The 19,143-nt window shown below is 73.2% G+C and carries 16 protein-coding genes and 1 tRNA gene; 9 read left to right on the forward strand and 8 right to left on the reverse strand.

Annotated elements, in window-relative coordinates; translation table 11 throughout:
* From E2C06_RS27410 to E2C06_RS27430, 5 genes are all read left to right on the forward strand, one after another.
* On the forward strand, positions 1–771 hold a 771-nt coding region (locus E2C06_RS27410), incomplete at its 5' end, for a TrmH family RNA methyltransferase (RefSeq protein WP_241671500.1).
* Positions 772–792: 21 nt separating this feature from the next.
* Positions 793–1,557, forward strand: coding sequence for a 2-keto-4-pentenoate hydratase (locus E2C06_RS27415; protein WP_133291773.1), 765 nt, complete (start codon positions 793–795; stop codon positions 1,555–1,557).
* 104 nt (positions 1,558–1,661) lie between these two features.
* Complete coding sequence (locus E2C06_RS27420; RefSeq protein ID WP_133291774.1) at positions 1,662–1,889, forward strand: hypothetical protein; 228 nt, start codon at positions 1,662–1,664, stop codon at positions 1,887–1,889.
* 172 nt (positions 1,890–2,061) lie between these two features.
* Positions 2,062–3,639 (forward strand): hypothetical protein, encoded by a 1,578-nt coding sequence (locus E2C06_RS27425; protein ID WP_133291775.1) that lies wholly within the window; start codon positions 2,062–2,064, stop codon positions 3,637–3,639.
* A tRNA-Thr gene (locus E2C06_RS27430) sits at positions 3,619–3,693 on the forward strand. The genes E2C06_RS27425 and E2C06_RS27430 overlap by 21 nt, the downstream gene beginning before the upstream one ends.
* Before the next feature lie 216 nt (positions 3,694–3,909).
* Here the strand turns inward: E2C06_RS27430 and E2C06_RS27435 are convergent.
* The 3 genes from E2C06_RS27435 to E2C06_RS27445 form a co-directional block, all read right to left on the reverse strand.
* Entirely contained in the window at positions 3,910–4,476 is a 567-nt protein-coding gene (locus tag E2C06_RS27435; protein WP_133291776.1) for a hypothetical protein, read from the reverse strand.
* Between the two features lie 245 nt (positions 4,477–4,721).
* Complete coding sequence (locus tag E2C06_RS27440; protein ID WP_133291777.1) at positions 4,722–5,915, reverse strand: phosphatase PAP2 family protein; 1,194 nt, start codon at positions 5,913–5,915, stop codon at positions 4,722–4,724.
* Positions 5,916–5,997: 82 nt separating this feature from the next.
* Positions 5,998–7,806 (reverse strand): adenylate/guanylate cyclase domain-containing protein, encoded by a 1,809-nt coding sequence (locus tag E2C06_RS27445; protein ID WP_165982698.1) that lies wholly within the window; start codon positions 7,804–7,806, stop codon positions 5,998–6,000.
* Positions 7,807–7,987: 181 nt separating this feature from the next.
* On the opposite strand from E2C06_RS27445, the gene E2C06_RS27450 reads away from it, so the two are divergent.
* A complete protein-coding gene (locus E2C06_RS27450; RefSeq protein ID WP_133291779.1) occupies positions 7,988–9,442 on the forward strand; it encodes a S8 family serine peptidase in 1,455 nt (484 codons plus the stop codon).
* A gap of 231 nt (positions 9,443–9,673) precedes the next feature.
* Here the strand turns inward: E2C06_RS27450 and E2C06_RS27455 are convergent, their stop codons facing one another.
* Both E2C06_RS27455 and E2C06_RS27460 read right to left on the reverse strand, forming a co-directional pair.
* Positions 9,674–11,074, reverse strand: a complete 1,401-nt coding sequence (locus tag E2C06_RS27455; protein WP_133291780.1) for a mannose-1-phosphate guanylyltransferase/mannose-6-phosphate isomerase — start codon at positions 11,072–11,074, stop codon at positions 9,674–9,676.
* A gap of 103 nt (positions 11,075–11,177) precedes the next feature.
* A complete protein-coding gene (locus E2C06_RS27460) occupies positions 11,178–12,476 on the reverse strand; it encodes a glycosyltransferase family 4 protein (RefSeq protein ID WP_133291781.1) in 1,299 nt (432 codons plus the stop codon).
* A 221-nt stretch (positions 12,477–12,697) separates the two neighbouring features.
* On the opposite strand from E2C06_RS27460, the gene E2C06_RS27465 reads away from it, so the two are divergent.
* Complete coding sequence (locus E2C06_RS27465) at positions 12,698–12,979, forward strand: hypothetical protein (protein ID WP_133291782.1); 282 nt, start codon at positions 12,698–12,700, stop codon at positions 12,977–12,979.
* Here the strand turns inward: E2C06_RS27465 and E2C06_RS27470 are convergent.
* From E2C06_RS27470 to prfB, 3 genes are all read right to left on the reverse strand, one after another.
* Positions 12,976–13,953, reverse strand: coding sequence for a Bug family tripartite tricarboxylate transporter substrate binding protein (locus E2C06_RS27470; RefSeq protein ID WP_165982699.1), 978 nt, complete (start codon positions 13,951–13,953; stop codon positions 12,976–12,978). The genes E2C06_RS27465 and E2C06_RS27470 overlap by 4 nt on opposite strands.
* A complete protein-coding gene (locus E2C06_RS27475) occupies positions 13,950–15,008 on the reverse strand; it encodes an adenosine deaminase family protein (protein ID WP_133291784.1) in 1,059 nt (352 codons plus the stop codon). The genes E2C06_RS27470 and E2C06_RS27475 overlap by 4 nt, the downstream gene beginning before the upstream one ends.
* Before the next feature lie 13 nt (positions 15,009–15,021).
* Positions 15,022–16,153 (reverse strand): peptide chain release factor 2 gene (gene prfB, locus E2C06_RS27480; RefSeq protein WP_133291785.1). Its coding sequence is split into 2 segments (ribosomal slippage): positions 15,022–16,083 and positions 16,085–16,153, totalling 1,131 coding nucleotides; the frame shifts between segments, so codons are not numbered across the junction.
* A gap of 142 nt (positions 16,154–16,295) precedes the next feature.
* On the opposite strand from prfB, the gene E2C06_RS27485 reads away from it, so the two are divergent.
* Together E2C06_RS27485 and E2C06_RS27490 are read left to right on the forward strand one after the other, a co-directional pair.
* Positions 16,296–17,873, forward strand: coding sequence for a DUF1800 domain-containing protein (locus E2C06_RS27485; RefSeq protein ID WP_133291786.1), 1,578 nt, complete (start codon positions 16,296–16,298; stop codon positions 17,871–17,873).
* Positions 17,874–17,891: 18 nt separating this feature from the next.
* On the forward strand, positions 17,892–19,121 hold the full coding sequence (locus E2C06_RS27490) for a DUF1501 domain-containing protein (RefSeq protein ID WP_133291787.1): 1,230 nt from the start codon (positions 17,892–17,894) through the stop codon (positions 19,119–19,121).
* Positions 19,122–19,143 lie beyond the last annotated feature (22 nt).

Below are 19,143 nucleotides of genomic sequence, written 5' to 3' on the forward strand. Positions count from 1 at the left end.
GGGGGCCGCCGCGGCGGGGCCGGGCCGCGCGGCCCGGGCCGCGGCCCGGCCTCCGCCGCCGGCGGCGTCTGGCTGCACGGGCTGCATCCCGTCGTCGCCGCGCTGGCCAATCCGGCGCGGCGGCTGAAACGCCTGCTGCTGACCGAGGACGCCGAGGCGGCGATCGCCGCGCAGCTGCCGAAGCCCTGGCGGATCGCGCCGGAGCGGGTGGAGCGCGCCCATGTCGCCAGCTTCCTGCCGGAGGATTCGGTGCACCAGGGCGCCGCCCTGCTGGCCGAGCCGCTGCCCGACCTGCCGCTCGAGCGCGCGCTGGAACACGGCCATGGCCCGGTGCTGGTGCTCGACCAGGTGACCGACCCGCGCAACGTCGGCGCCATCCTGCGCTCGGCCGCCGCCTTCGGCGCCGCGGCCCTGGTGATGCAGGACCGCCACGCCCCGCCGGAGACCGGCACCCTGGCCCGCGCCGCCTCCGGCGCGCTGGAGATCGTGCCGGTGGTGCGGGAGGTGAACCTCGCCCGGGCGCTGGACTACCTGAAGAAGGCCGGGCTCTGGGTGGTCGGGCTGGCCGGCGACGCGCCGGTGACGCTCGCCCAGGCCGGGCTCGGCGGCCGCCGCGTGGCGCTGGTGCTGGGTGCCGAGGGCGAGGGCATGCGGCGGCTGACGCGGGAGCATTGCGACGAGCTGGCACGGCTGCCGATCGCGCCGGAGATGGAAAGCCTCAATGTCTCGGCCGCTGCCGCGGTCGCGCTGTACGAGCTGGCGCGGGGCTGAGACCAGACGGGAGAAACAACAATGACCGCAGCCGCCGAGGCGATCCTCGCCGCCCGCCGGGCGAAGCGCATCCTGGCCCCGCTCGGCGCCGAGGCGCCGGCCGATCCGGAGGCCGGCTATGCCGTCCAGCTGGCGGTGGCGCGGGCGCTCGGCGCGGTGCCGCCGGCCGGCTTCAAGATCGGCGCGACGACGCGGCAGATGCAGGACTATCTCGGGCTGCCGGGTCCGGCAGGCGGCTTCGTCCCGGCGACCAGCCTCAACCCGGATGGCGCCGAGTTCCGCTTCGCCGACTTCCTCAACCCCGGGGTCGAATGCGAGATCGGCGTGCGGCTCGGCCGCGACCTGCCCGCCGGGCCGACGACGCGGGACCAGGCCGCCGCGGCGGTGGCCGAGGTCTTCTCGGCGATCGAGATCGTCGAGCGGCGCTACGGCGACCTGGCCGAGCTCGGCACCCCGACCCTGATCGCCGATCAGGTCTTCCACGCCGCCGGGGTGCTCGGCGCGCCGGTGGCGGGCTGGCGGGGGCTCGACCTCGGCGCGGCGAAGGGAACCTTCCATGTCGGCGGCGAGGTGGTGGGGTCCGGCCATGGCCGCGACCTGCTGGGCCACCCGATGGAGGCGCTGGCCTGGCTCGCGGGCTCCGGCGCCGCCCGGGCCTTCGGCGGGCTGAAGGCGGGCCAGGTGGTCTGGCTGGGCTCCGTCACCCCGCCGATCTGGCTGGATGGGCCCTGCGCGGTGGTCGCCGACTTCGACCTGCTGGGCCGAGCGACGCTTCGCTTCGTGTGATCCTAGGGCGGCGTTAACCCGCCGCGGCCATAAGGGGCGGGTCGCCCGCCGGGGCGGCCGCTGTTGACCATGCCGCCAGGATGGCGCGCCGGAATGGAAACCCCATGCCGCACGCCACCTGGGCCACGCTTGCCGATGACCACCAGCTTGCCCTGGCGCGGGAGGCCTTGCGCCGCGCCGCCGAAACGCTTGCCGACCATGCCGAGGTGCTGGCGACGGAGATGGACCAGGGAACGCTCGTCGATCGCGGCGGGCCGGATGCGCTCCGCCTGTTCGCCGCGGTGATACGGGCGACCAACCAGGACGCCTTCGGCCCGGTCGGCCAGGCATGAGCCCGGCCGCGGACGCAATCGCGCGAGGGGCACGCGATGATGAACGGATCGCCCCCCCGCGCCGGTTGTGGCCGCATCGTTCCCTCCGGATGATGGGTCGCGTCGCGCACGGGGCCCTGCTTGGCGAGGGGCCGGGCCGCCGTCCGCGCGCGCCCCGGAGGATTCCTCGCCTATGCGCCCCATGCCTGGTTTTTCCCGCTGGCTGCTGCCCGGCCTGCTTGCGCTGCTGCTCTGCCTGCCGGCGCTGGTGAACGGCTTCCCGCTGGTCTTCGACGACAGCGCGCATTACCTGCGGAAACCCTTTGCCTTCGTGCAGGAGCTGGCACGCGGTCGGCTCTCGACCGACGCGGGGCAGTACCGCGGCTACATGCCGTCGCATTTCGGCGGCGCGGAAGCGGCGCCGCGATCCGCCACCGCCCCGCCCGAAGCGGCGCCGGTCGTCCCGCTCTCGGGCAATCCCTTCTTCCTGCGCCCGGCGCCCTACAGCCTGGCGCTGCTGCCCTTCGCGCACCCCGTCACCGTCCTGCTGCTGCCCTTCGCCCAGGGACTGCTGGTGGTGCTGCTGGCGGAGGCGCTGCTGCGGGCGCTCGCCGGGCCGCAGCCGCCCGCCTGGGCGCGGCTCGGCCTGGCGGCCGCGCTGATCGCCTCCGCCGCGCCCTGGTTCGCCAGCCAGATCATGCCGGATGTGCTGACCGGCTGCCTGGCGCTCTGGCTCGGCCTGCTGGTGGTGGGCGGGGACTGGCTGTGGCGGCCCTGGCGCGCCGCCGGCTTCGCCCTGCTCGGCGCCTTCCTGGTCGGCAGCCACCTGACCCACCTGCCCCTGGCGGCCGGCGGGGCGCTGGTCGGGCTCGGCCTGCGCTGGGCGATCGAGCGCGGCCGCGACCCGCTGCGCTGGCGGCGGGCCGGGCTGGCACTGGCGGCGCTGGTCCTGGCGGCGGGCGGGCTGGTCGGCACCAACCTAGCCTTCGGGAAGAAGGCGACGCTGTCGGAAAGCTCCCCGCTGTTCATGCTGGCGCGCATGGTGGGCGACGGCACCGCGGCGCTGGTGCTGGAGCAGGACTGCCCGGCCGGCGCGGGCTGGCTGCTGTGCCAGCAGCCGGAATTCTGGCGCGGCAATTCGGATGACTTCCTTTGGAAGCCGGAGGCCCCCTGGCTACGCCACTGGGCCGAGCGCGACCGCTTCCTGACCGAGGCGCGGGAGATCAGCGGCCGGGTGCTGCGCGAGCACCCGGGCGAGCAGGCGGCCCGCAGCCTGGCGAATTTCGCCCGCCAGCTGGTCACCCTGTCGATCGACCCGCAGCTGGCAGAGCCGCCGCCGCGCAGCTTCGGCGAGCTGGTCGGCCAGATGGGCGCGCCGGCGGCCCGGTTGGCGGCGGAAAGCCTGGCCACCACCGCGAATCCGCGGCTGGGCACCTATCGGCGACTGCAGGACCACGTGCAGAAGGCGCTGTTCTGGCTGGCGTTGCTGGCGCTGGTCGGCATCGCGGCGCTGGCCTGGCGAGCGCGGCGCGGGCCGCTGCTCGCGGTCGCGGCCCTCGGCCTCGCGCTGGTGGCGGGCAATGCCTTCCTGGCCGGCGCGCTCTCCGCCGTGCATGGCCGCTACCAGAGCCGCATCACCTGGCCGGTGACCGTGCTGGCAGTGATGGGGGGGGCGGCGGCGCTGCGGTCGCGTCGCGTGATCGAGCCCGTGATGGACCGGCCCGCGGCCGCGCGGTATGAGGCGGGGCAGGCCGGGTTAGCACAGCGGTAGTGCAGCGGTTTTGTAAACCGAAGGTCGGGGGTTCGATCCCCTCACCCGGCACCAGCCATCCCGGCCAATCGAACCGCGCTCCGTCACGCCCGAACCCTCGCCGGCCAAACCTACCGGGCGGCATAAGGGCTCCGGCTGCCATGACGTGACCGCGACGCGGATGTTGGACGGCCCATGATTGGTAACGGGCGCCCAGGGCACTCCAATCACGGTGCGCGCCGGCCCCGAACAAGGGTCGAGGCAGCACCGGCCAAGGGTACGGCCGCTGCCCTATGTCATCGGCTCGACGGAGATCGCCAGCGCCTCCTCGTAGACCGAGCCCAATTCGTTCCCGGGGCGCAACCGGCGGATGAAGGCCTGCACCTCCGGCTTCTGGGCAATGACGTTGCGCGGCACGTTGTCGGGGCCGATGAAGCAGATGGAGTTCGTCGCGGAATCGACGGCGGTGACGGTCACCCGGCAGCGCCGCACCCGGGTGACTTCTCCCCCCGGGCCGGCTTGCCCGTCTCGCGCCTGTCCACCGAGACATTTTCGAAAGGCTGGCTGCTGCGCGAAAACGGGGTGACGGCCTGGGCCGCGAGCGCCCGGTAGCAGCGCAGGGTCACCCCGTCGCCCGGCAGTACCTGGTTGAGGCCGCTGCACCCTCGGGCTGACGACCATGCTCAGCGGGTCGCCCGATTGCGCGCCGCCGCCGCCCCGCAGCAGGAGTTCGCGCGAGGCGGGGTCGACGGTTTCGACGACGGCGCTGAGGGTCGTGGTCTGCTCGGCATCCACCGATCGGCAGGAGGCGAGCAGCGGCAGCGCGATGGCTTCGAGAAGCGTTGCACGACGTTCCACGCGTTTCATCCCCTTGCAGGAGCGTCGAGGCCAGTCGGGAGGGGGTCGGATCGCGGGAAAAACGTATATCGAAAACCTTCGTGCTTATGAGTGCCCGCTTCGGGCTCCTGCCATCCACCTTCGCTGAACGGGATCCGCGCCTGGCGGAAAGCCGGCCTGCCCGGCGGCAGCCCGGCCTGCCGGACCGGGGGCGGGCCGCGGGATGTGGCGCCGCCGGGCGCTAGCCCATCCGCCGCCGCGGCCCGCTACGGCCAGCCCCATTCCTGCCGTGCCGCCCCGACCAGCCCCGCGGGTGCCCCGTTCAGCAGGTCGTCTGCGTCGCGGCCAGGGTCCGGGATCTTCACCGGATCGCCGTTGCCGTCGAATGTCCGGGCCGGCACGACGCCGAGGCTCGGGCAACGCAGCAGGATCGGGAAGGACGCCTCGGCGATGCTCTGCCCGATCGCCGAATCGCTGGGGTAATGCAGTCCAAGCATCTCCCGGTTCCGGGCGATGCGGGCCGCCAGCCGCCGCAGCGGCCGGTTGACGGCGGGGTAGGCCGCGCCGCCCGGCAGCCGCGGCACCGTCACCACGCGCGGCATCACCTGCTCCAGCATCAGCGCGATCATCCAGGCTTCGGTCGCATGGCCGCTCGGGTAGGATGGATGGCCGGGCGGGTCGACCGGTGGCAGGAGTCGGGGCGAGACCATCGAGGGCCGCGTCCGGCGGAAGATGTTCTTGAAGTAGACCGCCTGGAACTGGGCGACCCGCTGCGCCGCCGCCGCCAGGCGCACCGTTGCCGGGTGGCTCGCCGCGTTGAAGCTCAGCACGCCCTCGAAGTAGCGCAGGATGTGGCTGGCCTGCACCGAGGCCTCGGCCAGGGTCGCCGGGCGGAAATCGATCAGGAGGGCAAGCTCCTCGATCTCGGAGGCGAGGCCGCGCTCGACCGTCGCCGGATCGGTGAGCACCAGGGCGGGATCCTCCGCCTTGGCCCGGCGGGCGAGCAGCGCCTTGAAGTGAGTCGAATCCGTCACCTGCGGCTCGGTCGGGACGGCGCCGTCGGCCCAGGGGTCGGCGAGGTTCGGCAGCACCGCATCCCAGGCCGGCGGCTCGCCGCCGACCGGCCGGTAGGCAACGAACTCCGCCATGACCGTGATGCTGTGGTGGTAGGAGGTCCAGGCGCGGTCCGGCCAGGGCGTCCCGGCCGCCCGCGGCGGCCAGGGATCCAGGATGTTGCGCGGCGGCCAGCCGCTGCCCTGGCGCAGCTCGCCCGGCCCGAAGGGCAAGGGGGACAGGCCGATCGGCCGCGGCTGGGCCCAGCTGCCGGTGGGGCCCGCGGCGGCGGCGACCATGCCGTCCATGCCGTCCATCCCATCCATGCCGTCCATGCCGTCCATGCCGTCGAACGGCCCCACCGCGCCCGCGCCCATCTTCGCCTCCTCGGTTCCGGCAGATTGCATTCCGCCCCGCATCCCATACGAGACCGCCCCCGCGGCGCTGTGCCACGCCGCACAGCCGGCGCGTCGCGGCGCCCGCCAGGGACTATTCGGGAAGCCCGGCGGCGCGCAGGTGCTCCATGCAGCGCTGCCGCAGCGCGACCTGCTCGTAGGGCAGCCGCACCTGCTCATATATGCCGAGGCGGAAATCCGGCTCGAGCTCCAGCAGCCGCGCCGCTTCCGCCCGCGCCTCCTCCAGCCGGCCGAGCCCGGCCAGCGCCACGATCACCGACCGCCGGACCGAGGTGTAGAACGGGTTCTCGCTGACCGAGAGCCGCGCCCATTTCAGCGATTCCTCGTAGCTGCCCTGGGCGTAGTGGGCGATCGCCAGGAAGCTGTACTGGTAGGCCCGGCCCTGGTCGAAGGGGGCCAGCTGCAGCCCCTGCTCGGCATGCCGCACCGCCTCCGCCCCGCGGCCGAGATAGGCGAGGTTGGCGCCCGAGAGCACCCAGGCGGTCGCGCTGTTCGGGCAGGCCTCCAGCGCCCGGTCCAGGTAGGGCCGGCCGGAAGCGCAGTCGTGGAACAGGTAGGACCGCAGGTGCCCATAGGTCGCCAGCGCCAGGGCATTCTGCGGGTCGAGCTCGATCGCCCGCTGCGCCAGGGCGCTGGCCGCGCGGCTGTCCTGCGCCGGATCGGGCGACCAGCCCTGGCCGACCCGCAGGCCGTGCCAGCGCGCCGCCCAGGCGACCGGCATGGCGAAGTCCGGGTCCTCGGTCATCGCCGCCGCCAGGTGCTCCCGCGCCTGGTCGAAGACGTCGTGGAACAGGCTGTGGATGCCGGCCAGCGCCTTCAGGGTATGGTCGTAGGCGGTGAAGCTTTCCGGCCGCTGCCGCATTGCCCGCGCCAGTTCCGCGCTGCGGACATTGGGCGCGATGCCGGCCACGACGCGGCGGACGATGGCGTCCTGCACCTCGAAGAGCTGCTCCGCCCCGGCGTCGATCCGATCGCCCCAGAGCGTGCCGCCGCCCTGCGTCTCGCAGAGCTGGACCGAGATCCGCAGGCCCTGGCCGCGGCGGCGGATGCTGCCCATCAGCACGTAGCGGACGCCGAGTGCCCGGCCGAGCTGGCGCGGGTCCGGCTCCGCCCCGCGGAACACCAGGGTCGAGGTGCGGGCGATGACAAACAACTCGCGCAGCGCCGCGAGCGAGACGACGATGTCCTCCACCACGCCGTCGGCCAGGTAGTCGTCGGCCGGGTCGCCGCCGAGGTTGTGCAGCGGCAGCACGGCGATCGAGGGCAGCGCGTGCGGCGAGGGCCGCGGCAGCGGCAGGGCGACGCGCTGGGCATAGGTGTCGATGGCGTGGATGCGGATCGGCCGGGCGATGTTCTTGAGCTCGAGCAGGCCGAGGTCGCGCGCCGCGGCCACCGCCCCCGCCAGGCTGGCATCCGCCTGGTCGAGCACCGGCTGCGACAGCGCGATGCCGCCGGGCTGCGCCTGTTCCTGCAGGCGTGCCGCGATGTTCACCGCATCGCCGAAGATGTTGCGGTCCTGCGCCAGGACCTCGCCGACATGCAGGCCGACCCGCAGCACGATATGCGGGGTCTCGGCCACCGTCCGGTTGTGGTCCAGCATCGTCCGCTGCAGGTCGAGCGCCCAGCGCAGCGCATCGGCGGCGGTGGCGAACTCGGCCAGCACGCCGTCGCCGCGCAGATCCACCACCCGGCCGCAATGCACCGTGGTGATCGGCTGGATCACCGTCCGCAGCAGCGCCATCCAGCGCTCATGCGTCCGCCGCTCCTCCGTCGCCATCAGGATCGAGTAGCCGACGATATCGGCGAAGGCGACCGCGGCCGGCCGCGCCGTCACCAGGGCGCGGCCGGCGTCTTCGCCCCTGTTCGGCCGGTCCGGCAACACCTGCAGAAATCCATGTGACGAGGGATTGTATACCAAGCCACCGTCCCACCGTGCTTCGCTTCCTGGCAAGGGTGCGGTGCAGCGAGGGCGCTCGCTTTCGCGCGAGGCGGCCAGCCGCGCGCGACTGCTTGCCCGCGCGCCCTTCCCCCCCCGCGCGGGACCACCCGACCGGAGGCACCCCATGGACCCCAACCGGCAGATCCGCTTCTACGTCTCCTTCCCCAAGGGCCTCGGCCTGCCGCGCGACTCCGACGAGTTGCGCCAGCAGGTGCGGGAGATCGCCCGGCGCGGCTGCGAGCGCGGCGAGCAGGCCCCCGACCCGCGCGTCGTCGACCGGCCATCCGAGCGGGTCCGGCTGCCGCGCGCGCTCGCGGCGCTCGGCCTTGCCGCGTCCGAGGAGGTGGTGACCTTCGCCGACACGGCGGACAATGCCGCCCGGCTGGTCCGCCAGCTGCAGCAGGCCGGTCTGGCGGTCCGGGCCGGGATCGACCTGCCCATGGCGCTGCAATCCTGGTGGTGCCCCACCCAGGGCCCGCGTCTCTTCGGCGACCGGGCGGAGGCCGAGCGGCTGATCCGCGCCGGCGGGCTGCGCGACCCGCGGCGTGACAAGCGGGTCAACCTGGTGATCATCGACCAGGGATTGCCGAAGGATTTTCCCTTCCCCGGCGACCGCGACGGCTGGACGATCGACGACACCACGACACAGGAGACGCGCAAGCCCTTCCAGGGGACCGGCCGGCACGCCGCCATGGTCGCCCGCAATGCGCTGGCCTTCGTCGAGCCGGCGAATGTCAAGCTCTGGGACTGCCCGCTGCTGCCCGACCAGATCGATCAGCTCGGCAGTTTCCTGGCCTATGCCGACGTCGTCTTCGGCCAGCTGATCGACACGATCGACGAGCACCGCAAGCAGAATCCCGACTCGGGCTCCTGGGTCCTGGTCAATGCCTGGGGGGTCTGGGACACCAGCCAGGACGTGCCGCCGCCGAACCCGCTGAACTACGCCCGCAACATCGACCACGCGCTGAACCGGCATGTCGCGGCGCTGGACGGAAAGGGGGTCGATCAGGTCTTCGCCGCCGGCAATTGCGGCCAGTTCTGCCCGCCGATGCGCTGCGGCCCGCTGAACCGCGGACCGGGGCGCAGCATCCACGGCGCGAATTCGCACCCCCAGGTGCTGACCGTCGGCGCGGTGCGCTCGGACGGGCTCTGGGTCGGCTATTCGGCCGAGGGGCCGGGGACGCTGGCGGCGGCGAAGCCCGACCTCTGCGCCCCGACGCTGTTCCGCGAGGTGCTGGTGCCTTTCAACGGGGAGGATAATTCCGGTACCTCGGCCGCCTGCGGCGTCGCCGCCGGGGTGGTCGCCGCGGCGCGGGCGCGTCGTCCCTGGGACCAGATGGCGCCGGAAGCCCTGCGGGTGCTGCTGCGGGACACCGCGACGCCGCAGGGCACCGACCCGACCAGCCGGTCGCGCTGCGGGGCCGGCATCCTGAATGCCGAAAAGGTGGCGACCTTGGCGGTCATCGGCGCCAAGGCGCAGGTCGCGCCCGCCCCCAAGGCAGGGAGGAAGGGCCCCAAGGCAGCCAGGAAGCGCGCGGCGCCGCGGCAACCGGCTACGGCAAGGGGTCGTAGGGCTTGATGGTCTCGACCATGCGCTGCGCCGCCGGTGTTTCCCGGATTGCCAGCCAACCGGCGGCACCTAGCATGCAGAGGCTGAGAACCGCCAAAGTTGCGGTACGGCCCAGACTTCGCTTAGGGCGCGTATCGGACAAGACAAGCGACTCCGCTCAAGCTGATGGCTTAAAATTGCATATCCGTGTGCGAAGGTCCAGGAGGATCTCCCGGCCTAGTTGCGGGCGAGGATGGTCTTTCACGCGCGACCGTAGGTATCCTCGATCCGCACGATATCGTCCTCGCCGAGATAGGCGCCCGACTGCACCTCGATCAGGGTCAGTGGAATCATGCCCGGATTGACCAGCCGGTGCACGCAACCGAGCGGCAGGTAAACGCTCTCGTTCTCCCGCAGCAGGATCTCCTCCCCGTCGCGGTGGACGATGGCGGTGCCGTTCACCACCACCCAGTGCTCGGCGCGGTGGAAATGCTTCTGCAGCGACAGCTTCTGCCCGGGGCGGACGCCGATCTTCTTCACCTGGAAGCGGTCGCCCTGGATCAGCCCCTCGTAATGGCCCCAGGGGCGGTAGATGCGGCGATGCTCGGTCGCCTCCTTGCGGCTGGCCCGGCGCAGCTGCTCGACCAGCAGCTTCACGTCCTGCGCCCGGTCGCGCGGCATGACCAGCACGGCGTCCTCCGTGGTGATGACCACGGTGTCGCGCAGGCCGACGATGCCGGTCAGGATGCCCTCCGACCGCACGTAGCAGTTCCCGCTGTCCACCAGTTCCACCGGGCCCTGGGCGACGTTGCCGCCGGCATCCTTGGCCGAGACCTCCCACATCGCGGCCCAGGAGCCGAGGTCGGACCAGCCGATATCGGCCGGCACCACGGCGGCGTGGCCGGTCTTCTCCATCACCGCGTAGTCGATCGAGATGGCCGGGGCCGTGGTGAAGGCGGCGGCGCCGAGCCGGACGAAGTCGAGGTCGCGGGTCGCCTCGGCCAAGGCCTGGCGGACGCTGCGGAGCACCTCCGGCGCATGCCGCTCCAGCTCGGCGACCAGGGTCGCGGCGGTGGCGACGAACATGCCGCTGTTCCAGAGATGCCGTCCGCCGGCGACGAAATCCGCCGCCTTGGCGGCGTCCGGCTTCTCGACGAAGCGGGCCACCCGCTGCACGCCGGGAGCGCCGGGCAGGTCGGCGCCGGCCTCGATATAGCCGTAGCCGGTCTCGGGCGCCGTCGGCTTCATGCCGAAGGTGACGATCTGGCCGGCCCGGGCGGCGACCACCGCCAGGTCGAGGGCGGCGTGCAGGGCGGGCAGGTCGGCGATCGCCGCATCGGCCGCCATCAGCCAGAGCACCGCATCCGGCGCCTCGGCATGCAGCAGCAAGGCGGCGGCGGCGATGGCGGGGGCACTGTTGCGGCCTGCCGGCTCCAGCAGGATGCGGCCGCCGTCGATCCGGGCCTCGCGCAGCTGCTCGGCCACCAGGAAGCGGTGCGCCTCGTTGCAGACCACCAGCGGCGGGGCGAAGGCGGTGCCGCGGGCGCGGCCGGCGGTTTCCTGCAGCATGGTTTGGTCGGAGACCAGCGGCCAGAACTGCTTCGGGTAGCCCTCCCGCGACAAGGGCCAAAGACGGGTGCCCGTGCCACCCGAAAGGATCACCGGAACGATCACTGCAAACCCGCCCTTTGCCTATCACGAAGTCGATTACAGGATGCGGCAGCGGGCGACAATCTGGCCTCGCTGCGCCGCAACAATGGCAGCCTCACCCCGGCGGTCCGCCGGCCTGGGCCATGTTCTCAGTCATGCTCTGGCCCATGCCCGGCTCCGCCGCCGGCCGCCGCCCCGCCGCAACATGGTCGATCAGGTCGAGCAATTGCGGCAGGCAGCGGCGCTGCAGGTCGTAGCGTTCGACGATCGTGCGGCGGGCAGCGCGGCGCAGCTCCCGGTAGGCCTCCGGCCTTGCCAGAACCTTGACCACCGCCGCGGCGACCTGTTCCGGGGCGTGGAAGTCGACCAGCAGCCCGTTGCGGCCGTCCTCGATCACCTCCTGCACCGGCGGGGTGGCGGAGCCGATGACCAGCGCCTCGTTCGCCATGGCCTCCAGCATCGACCAGGACAGCACGAAGGGGTAGGTCAGGTAGACATGGGCCGAGGAGATGCTGAGCACCGCCTGCAGCGCGGCATGCGGGATCTTGCCGGTGAAGTGCACCCGGGACAGGTCGAGCCGCCCGCCCAGCTCGGCCAGCAGGATCTCCCGCCAGGTGCCGCCCTCCCGCGGCTTGGATCCGTAATGCGGGTCGTCGCCGCCGACGATCACCACCTGCGCCGCCGGCCGTTGCTCGAGGATCGCCGGCAGCGCGCGCATGAAGCTCGGGAAGCCCCGGTACGGCTCGAGGCCCCGGCCGATAAAGGTCACCACCTCGTCGCCCTGGCGCAGGACGCGGCCGTCGGGCAGGGCGAATTCCGGGCCGGGCAGCCGGCGGATGACCTCGGTATCGACCCCTTCATGCACCACCGACAGGCGCTCCCGCGCCCAATCGGGGAAGCGGCTGTGCTGCCAGCGCGTCGCGGTATGGCCCCAGTCCGAGACCTGCAGGCAGAGCAGGTGGTTGGCGTTCAGCATCCGCACGCGGCAGGCGTCGTCAATCTGCAGCGGCTCGCCGGGCGGGTCGAAGCCGACATCGCCGCCGGCCGAGGCGTAGTAGTATTCGTAGTAGAAGAGCATCCGCGCATCCGGCCAGACGTCGCGCAGGAACAGCCCTTCCCCCCAACCCGGATGGCAGCAGACCAGGTCGGGGCTGAAGCCGCGGTCCTTCAGCGCCAGGGCGGCGCGGGCGACCTGCTGGCCGCGGAAGGTCGCGTTCTCGAGCCGGCGCAGGTAGCGGTGGGTGCCCTCGGCGCCGGCGGGGGGCGCCTTGTAGCGCAGGTGCTGGACACCCGGCAGCGGCTCCGCCGCATTCTCCCCAAGGGCGAGGACCTGGGTATCCGGACGCCGCGCGAGGGCCGGCGCGACATGGCGGTACTGCGCCGGGAAATTCTGGTGAACGAACAAGGCCCGCATCCGGCACGCATCCTGCGTTGTCATACAATCTGCGAATCCGAGTCGGACGGCTGCCCTGGACCGCTCGGCAACATCCGGCTTCGCGGGTGGCGTCATGCACCCTGGCGGAATAGGCGGCAAACAACTTGGTGATCCGTGAACGGCGCGCTCGTGAGGCGCGCAACGCACACGTTTGCGCGCGGCGCGCAACGAAGCACTCGGCTTGCCTTTAGACTGGTCGCATGCAGCCCGCATTCGACCGGACCGATTGGTCGGTCCTCTCCACCCTGCTCCGCATGGCCCAGCGCGATGGCTGGCGTGTGGAATTCGCCGCCGACCGCGTCCTGGTGTCGAGCCGCCGGGCAACGGAGGGCGTCGTCACCCTACCAGCGGTGCTGGTGCGCCATGCCCGCAGCTGCGGCTGGCAGGCGGCGGTCCGCGGCGGCGAGGTCGCGCTGCGGCACCCGGCGGTGCGCCAGGGCGTGACGCTGCGGCTCGAGGCTCCGCGGATGGGCGGGTCCTAGTCCAGCCGGATGTTGCCGTCGCGGATGATGGCGGCGTAGCGCGCGGCCTCGGCGGCCAGGAAGCCCGGCAGCGCCTCGCGCGGAAGCGCCCCCGGGGTCATCCCGAGATTGTCCAGCTTGTCCCGGACCGCCGGCTCGGCCAGCAGGTCCGCGACCGCGGCGCCGATGTGAGCCACCCACTCGGGCGGGGTGCGGGCCGGGGCGAAAAGCGCCTGCCAGCCCTCCATCGCGATCCCGCGCAGCGCCGGCAGGGCCGCCGCGGGCGGGACCCCCGGCAGGCCGGGAATGGCGGTGGGGCCGGAGACCGCGTAGCCCTTCACGCGGCCCTCACGCAGCAGCGGCGCCGCGCTGGTCACCGTCAGCACCGCCAGGTCGAGCCGGCCGGAGACCAGGTCGGCGGGAATCTGCGCGGCGACGCGGTAGGGAACGTGCTCCAGCTTCGCCCCGCTCCGCTGCGCCAGCAGCGCGGCAAAGAGGTGCAGGATGGTGCCGGTGCCGCTGGTCGCCAGGGTCAGCCCGCCCGGCGCGTCGCGGCCGAGCGCCAGCAGCGCCGCCAGGTCGGCGGCCGGCAGGTCGGGCCGGCCGATCAGCACCAGCGGCAGGGATGCCACCAGGGCAACCGGGACCAGGTCCCGCTCCGGGTCGAAACGCAGCGTGCCGGGGCTGAGGCTCGGCATGATGGAGATCGGCCCCTCCACCCCCATCACCAGCGCATGGCCGTCCGGCGCGGCGCGGGCGACCCGCTCGACCCCGAGGACACCGCCGGCGCCCGGGACGTTCTCCACCACCACCGGCTGGCCGAGCCGCGCGGACAGGCCGGGGGCGATGACCCGGGCCAGGGCATCGACATTGCCGCCGGCGCCGAAGGGCACCACCAGGGTGACCGGTCGCCCGGGCCAGGATTGAGCCTGGGCCCGGGCCGCCGCCGGCAGGGCCAGCAGCGCGGATGCGGCGAGCAGGGCGCGGCGCCTCACGCGGCGGGCTCCGGCAGGTGGGCCGCCCGCAGGCGGTCGAATTCAGCGCTGAACTCGGCGCGGAGGGCGCGCTTGCGGTCCTCGCCGAGGAAGGCGCCGTCGATCCCGTTCAGCATGAAGCCGCGCAGGTCGTCGGCGCCGAAGCCGAAATCGGCGACCATCTTCCGCCAGCACCCCGCCGGGTCGATCCGGTGCAGCGGCGGGTCGTCCGTATTGGGATGGATCCGCAGGCCCATCCCCGGCATGCGGCGGATCGGGTGGTCCTGCGCCCAGCGCCCGGGCTCCAGCGTCCGCAGGTAGTAGGAGTTGGTCGGCACCACGGTGAAGAGCAGGCCGCGCTCGGCGCAGCGCGCGGCGAAGGCCGGGTTGTCGATCGCGGTATAGCCATGATCGATCCGGTCGACCTGCAGCAGCTCGACCGCGGTCTCCACATTCTCCCAGCCGCAGCCGAACTCGCCGGCATGCGCGGTCAGCCGGAAGCCGCCGCGCTGCGCCAGGCGATAGGCCTTCCAGAAGAACTCCGGCGGCCGGCCGGTCTCGCGGTAGTCGATGCCGAGGCCGACGATGCCGTCGCGCCGGTGCGCCAGCATCCATTCCACCATCTCCACCGCCTCGGCCGGCGTCGCCTCGCGGTCGATGGAGGGGATCAGCAGCGCGGTGATGCCGCAGTCCCGTTCCGCCGCGGCGAAGCCCGCGAGGATGGCGTCGGCGCCGGCGGCATAGGGAATGCGGCTGTCGCGGGCGGTGCCGGTCGGGTTCCAGAAGACCTCGGCATGGCGGACGTTCTGGGCGGCGGCGGCCAGGCAATACTCGTAGGCGATCCGTCCCAGGTCCTCCGCCCCGCGCAGGATCCGCTGCTCCAGCGCGCGGAGCACGTGCAGCACGCCCTTGGGCTTGGCGTCGCGCCGGGTGAGGTCCTCGACCTCGGCCGGCGTGAAGCCGGCGCCCTGGCGCCTGGCGAATTCGGCGAGGGTGTCGGGCCGCACGGCACCGAGCAGGTGGACGTGCAGCTCGGTCTTCGGGATGGCGCGGCAGAAGGCCTCGAGCTGGTCCATCGCCGCCGCCTCCCTATCGCGCGTTCGCGCTCGCCTCGGACCGCGTCGCGCCGACCCGGGCGGCCAGGGCGGCCGCCATGAACTCGTCGATGTCGCCATCCAGCACCGCGGCCGGATTGCCCTTCTCGAGGTTGGTGCGAAGGTCCTTCACCAGCTGATAGGGCTGCAGCACGTAATTGCGGATCTGGTGGCCCCAGCCGATATCGGTCTTGCCCGCCTCGATGCCCGCGCTCACCGCCTCCCGCTTCGACAGTTCCAGCTCATACAGCCGCGCCTTCAGCATGTTCATGGCGATGGCGCGGTTCTTGTGCTGGCTGCGGTCCTGGGTCGAGGCGGCGACGATGCCGGTCGGGATATGGGTGAAGCGGACGCCCGATTCGGTCTTGTTGACGTGCTGGCCGCCGGCGCCGGAGGCGCGGAAGGTGTCGGTGCGGAGGTCGGCCGGGTTGATCTCGATCTCGATCTTGTCGTCGATCACCGGGTAGACGTAGATGCTGGCGAAGCTGGTCTGCCGCTTGTCGTTGCCGCCGAAGGGGCTGATGCGGACCAGGCGGTGCACGCCGGTCTCGGTCTTCAGCCAGCCGAAGGCATTGGGGCCGCTGACCTGCACCGTCGCCGACTTGATGCCGGCCTCCTCGCCCGCGCTCTCCTCGGTCAGGGTGATCTTGTAGCCGCGCTTCTCGGCCCAGCGCTGGTACATGCGCAGCAGCATCTCGGCCCAGTCCTGCGCCTCGGTGCCGCCGGCCCCGGCATTGACTTCCAGATAGGCATCGTTCTGGTCGGCCTCGCCCGAGAGCAGGCTCTCGATCTCGCGCCGCTTGGCCTCGGCGGCCAGCTGCACGAGATCGGCGACGGCGGCATCGGCGGTGGCGGCATCGCCCTCGGCCTCGGCCAGCTCGACCAGCTCGAGGGAATCGCGGACCGCCTGCTCGAGCTTCTGGACGCCCTCGACCTGGTCGGCGATGCGGCCGCGTTCGCGCATCAAGGCCTGTGCCGCGGCGGCATCATTCCAGAGCGTGGGGTCCTCGGCCCGGGCGTTCAGCTCGTCGAGGCGGCGAAGGGCGGCATCCCAGTCAAAGATGCCTCCTCAGCAGGGCCACCGAAGCGGTGATCTGCTCATTCAGGGATTCGGCATCAGCGCGCATGCCGGACGGGTAGTGCAGCCCGGGCGGCCTGTCCAGCGCGGCGCGCGGTTAGGAAGCTCGACATTCCTTCACACGACTTCATTCGACCAGGACGGGCGCGACGCGATAAGGTCCCGTCCCCAGACTTCGCCAGGAGGTTGCCTTGGCCGCACCCGGCCCCGCGCTCACCCCCGTGCTCACGCAGGATGCCGCGCACCGCATCCTCGGCCGCGCCGCCTATGGCGCCCGGCCCGGGCAGGCCGAGGCCCTGGTCCGGCAGGGCCTGCCCGCCTGGGTCGAGCACCAGCTCGGCCTGCCGGCCGAGGACCCGGCGGTCGAGGCGCGGCTCGCCGCGATCCGGCTGCCGATCCGCTACGCCGCCGTTGAAGGCCGCTGGCCGGCGCTGGAGGAAGACCGGCCCCTGGCCCGGCTGGCCATGACCCAGCGGGAGAGCTTCCGCTTCAACCCGCGCCAGGACCGGCCGATGGCGCCGCCCGAGATCGATCGCGGCCGGCAGGAGCTGCTGGCCGCCACCCTGGTCCGCAAGGTGGAGGCGGCGGCGCAGCTGCGCGAGCGGCTGGTGGAATTCTGGCTCGACCATTTCTCGGTCAATGCCGCCGCCGGTTCGCAGGTCAGCGTCTCGCTCATCGACTTCGACCGGCGCATCCGCGGCGAGGCGCTCGGCAACTTCCGCGCCCTGCTGGAGGCAACGGCGACCGCCCCGGCGATGCTCTATTTCCTCAACAACCAGAGCTCCCGCGCCGGCGCGCCGAACGAGAACTACGCCCGCGAGCTGCTGGAGCTGCACACCCTCGGCCGCCCGGCCTATTTCGGCGCCGCCCGCACCACGAAGGACGTGCCGCGGGACGCCGAAGGCCGGCCGGCCGGCTATGTCGATGCCGATGTCTGGGAGGCGGCGCGGGCCTTCACCGGCTGGTCCGTGGCGGCGGGCCAGTCGATCGACGGGGCGCGGCGGCTGCCCGATACCGGCGAATTCGCCTTCGTCGAGGCCTGGCACGACCAGTACCAGAAGCGTTTCCTCGGCCAGGCGCTCGACCCCTTCGCCGGCGCCATGGCGCATGGCCGCGCGGTGCTCGACGCGCTGGCCGGGCATCCCGCCACCGCCCGCTTCGTCTGCACCAAGCTGGTGCGCTGGCTGGTCGGGGAGCCGGCGCCGGAGGCCACGGTGGCGCGCGCCGTGGCCGCGTTCCGCGGCAACCCGGCGGCACCCGACCAGATCGCCCGCACGGTCCGCGCCATCCTGGCGGGGCCGGAGATCGCCGACCCGCGGCTCGGCCGGATGCGCCGGCCGCTGGACGCGGTGGCCGCCGCCGCGAGGGCCTATGCGGTGCCGCTCGTGCCCGGCGCGGCGCTGTTCGGCCGGATGGCGGCGGCCGGCCAGCTGCCCTTCGGCTGGCCGGCGCCGGACGGGCAGCCGCTCGATGCCGTGCAATACGACGGCGCCGGCGCGCTCCGCACCCGCTGGGACCTGCTGCTGGCACTGGCCCGCAACGGCCTGGGTACCGGCGCCTCTCCCCTGTTCGAGGGCATGGCCGGCCAGCCGGTGGCGGCGGTGGCGGCGCAGCTGGCGCGGCTGGCGCTCGGTCCCGCCGGCCAGCCGGTGGGCGAGACCGTCGCCGGGGTCTGGGCCGCGGCCGGGCGGCCGGAGCGGCCCGGCCCGGCGGAGGTGGCGGAGCTGGCCGGCTGGATGCTGGCGGCGCCGGCGTTCCAGCGAGCCTGAGGGACAAGGGAGCCAGCGATGACGATGCTGCTCGGCCGCCGCGGCCTGCTTCGCGCCGGATTGGCCGCCACCGCCCTTCCCGGCCTGCGCGGCATGGCCTTCGCCGACCCCGCCGCGACGCGGGAGGTGCCGCTGCTCATCCTCGTCTTCCTGCGCGGCGGGATGGACGGGATGCATTTCCTCTCCCCGGCGGACGACCGCGACTTCACCGAATTGCGGATCCCGACGCTGCGGAATGCCGCCGAGGGCGACCGCGCCGGGGAAAGGCTGGACGCGGTGCCGGGCACCGATTTCCGCCTGCACCCGGGGGCCGCGGCGCTGGCCGGGATCTGGCGCGAGGGGCGGATGGCGATCTGGCCCGCCGCCGGCGTGCCGCAGCCGACCCGCAGCCATTTCGAGGCGCAGTCCATCATGGGCTGGGGCCAGGGCAGGTCGGGCGAGGCGCATGGCCATGCCGGCTGGCTGGCGGCCTGGGCCGAGGCGACCGGCGGCGCGGCGCCGGTGGTCGCGCTCTCCGGCCAGGACCGCGCGGTGACGGAGCTGATCGGCGCCCGTCGCGGCCTGGCGGTGCCGAGCCTGGCGCGGGGCCTGGAGATGCCGGGCGGCGAGTTCGGCACCGCGATGCTGGAGGCGCTGCACCGGCAGGCGCGCGGCCCGGTGGCCGAGGCGGGCCGGTCGGCGCTGGCCAGCCTGCGCGGGCTCGACCGGCTGCTGCCGCGCAATGCCGCGGGCCAAGTCCAGCCCTATGCGCCGGCCAACGGGGCGGATTACGGCCCGGCCGCCGAATTCGGCCGCAGCCTGGCGACCGTCGCCCAGGTCGCCAGGCTGCAGCCGGGCCTGACCGCGGCGGCGGTCGATCTCGGCGGCTGGGACACGCATGACGGCCAGGCCGGCCGGTTCGACAACCGGGTGCGCATGCTCAACCGCGGCCTCGCCGCGCTGGATGCCGACCTGCGCGACCTGCCGCGGCGCTGGACGGTGCTGGTGACCAGCGAGTTCGGCCGGCGGCTCAGGGCCAACCGCAGCGGCGGCACCGACCATGGCCGGGCCGGGACGGTTTTCGCCTTCGGCGGCGGCGGGACGCGCGGCTTCGGGTTGGGGCGGCAATTCGGGCCCTGGCCGGGGCTCTCGGCCGATGCGCTGGAGGATGGCGTCGACCTGCGGGTCACGACCGACTACCGCGAGGCCTTCCGGCAGGTGGTGGCGGAGTTGGCGCCGGGGGCGCCGGGGCCCTTCGGCAATGGCTAGGTCGGGGCGGGAAACAGGTGCT

This window comes from Dankookia rubra (genome assembly GCF_004355005.1).
GTDB lineage: Bacteria > Pseudomonadota > Alphaproteobacteria > Acetobacterales > Acetobacteraceae > Paracraurococcus > Paracraurococcus ruber_A.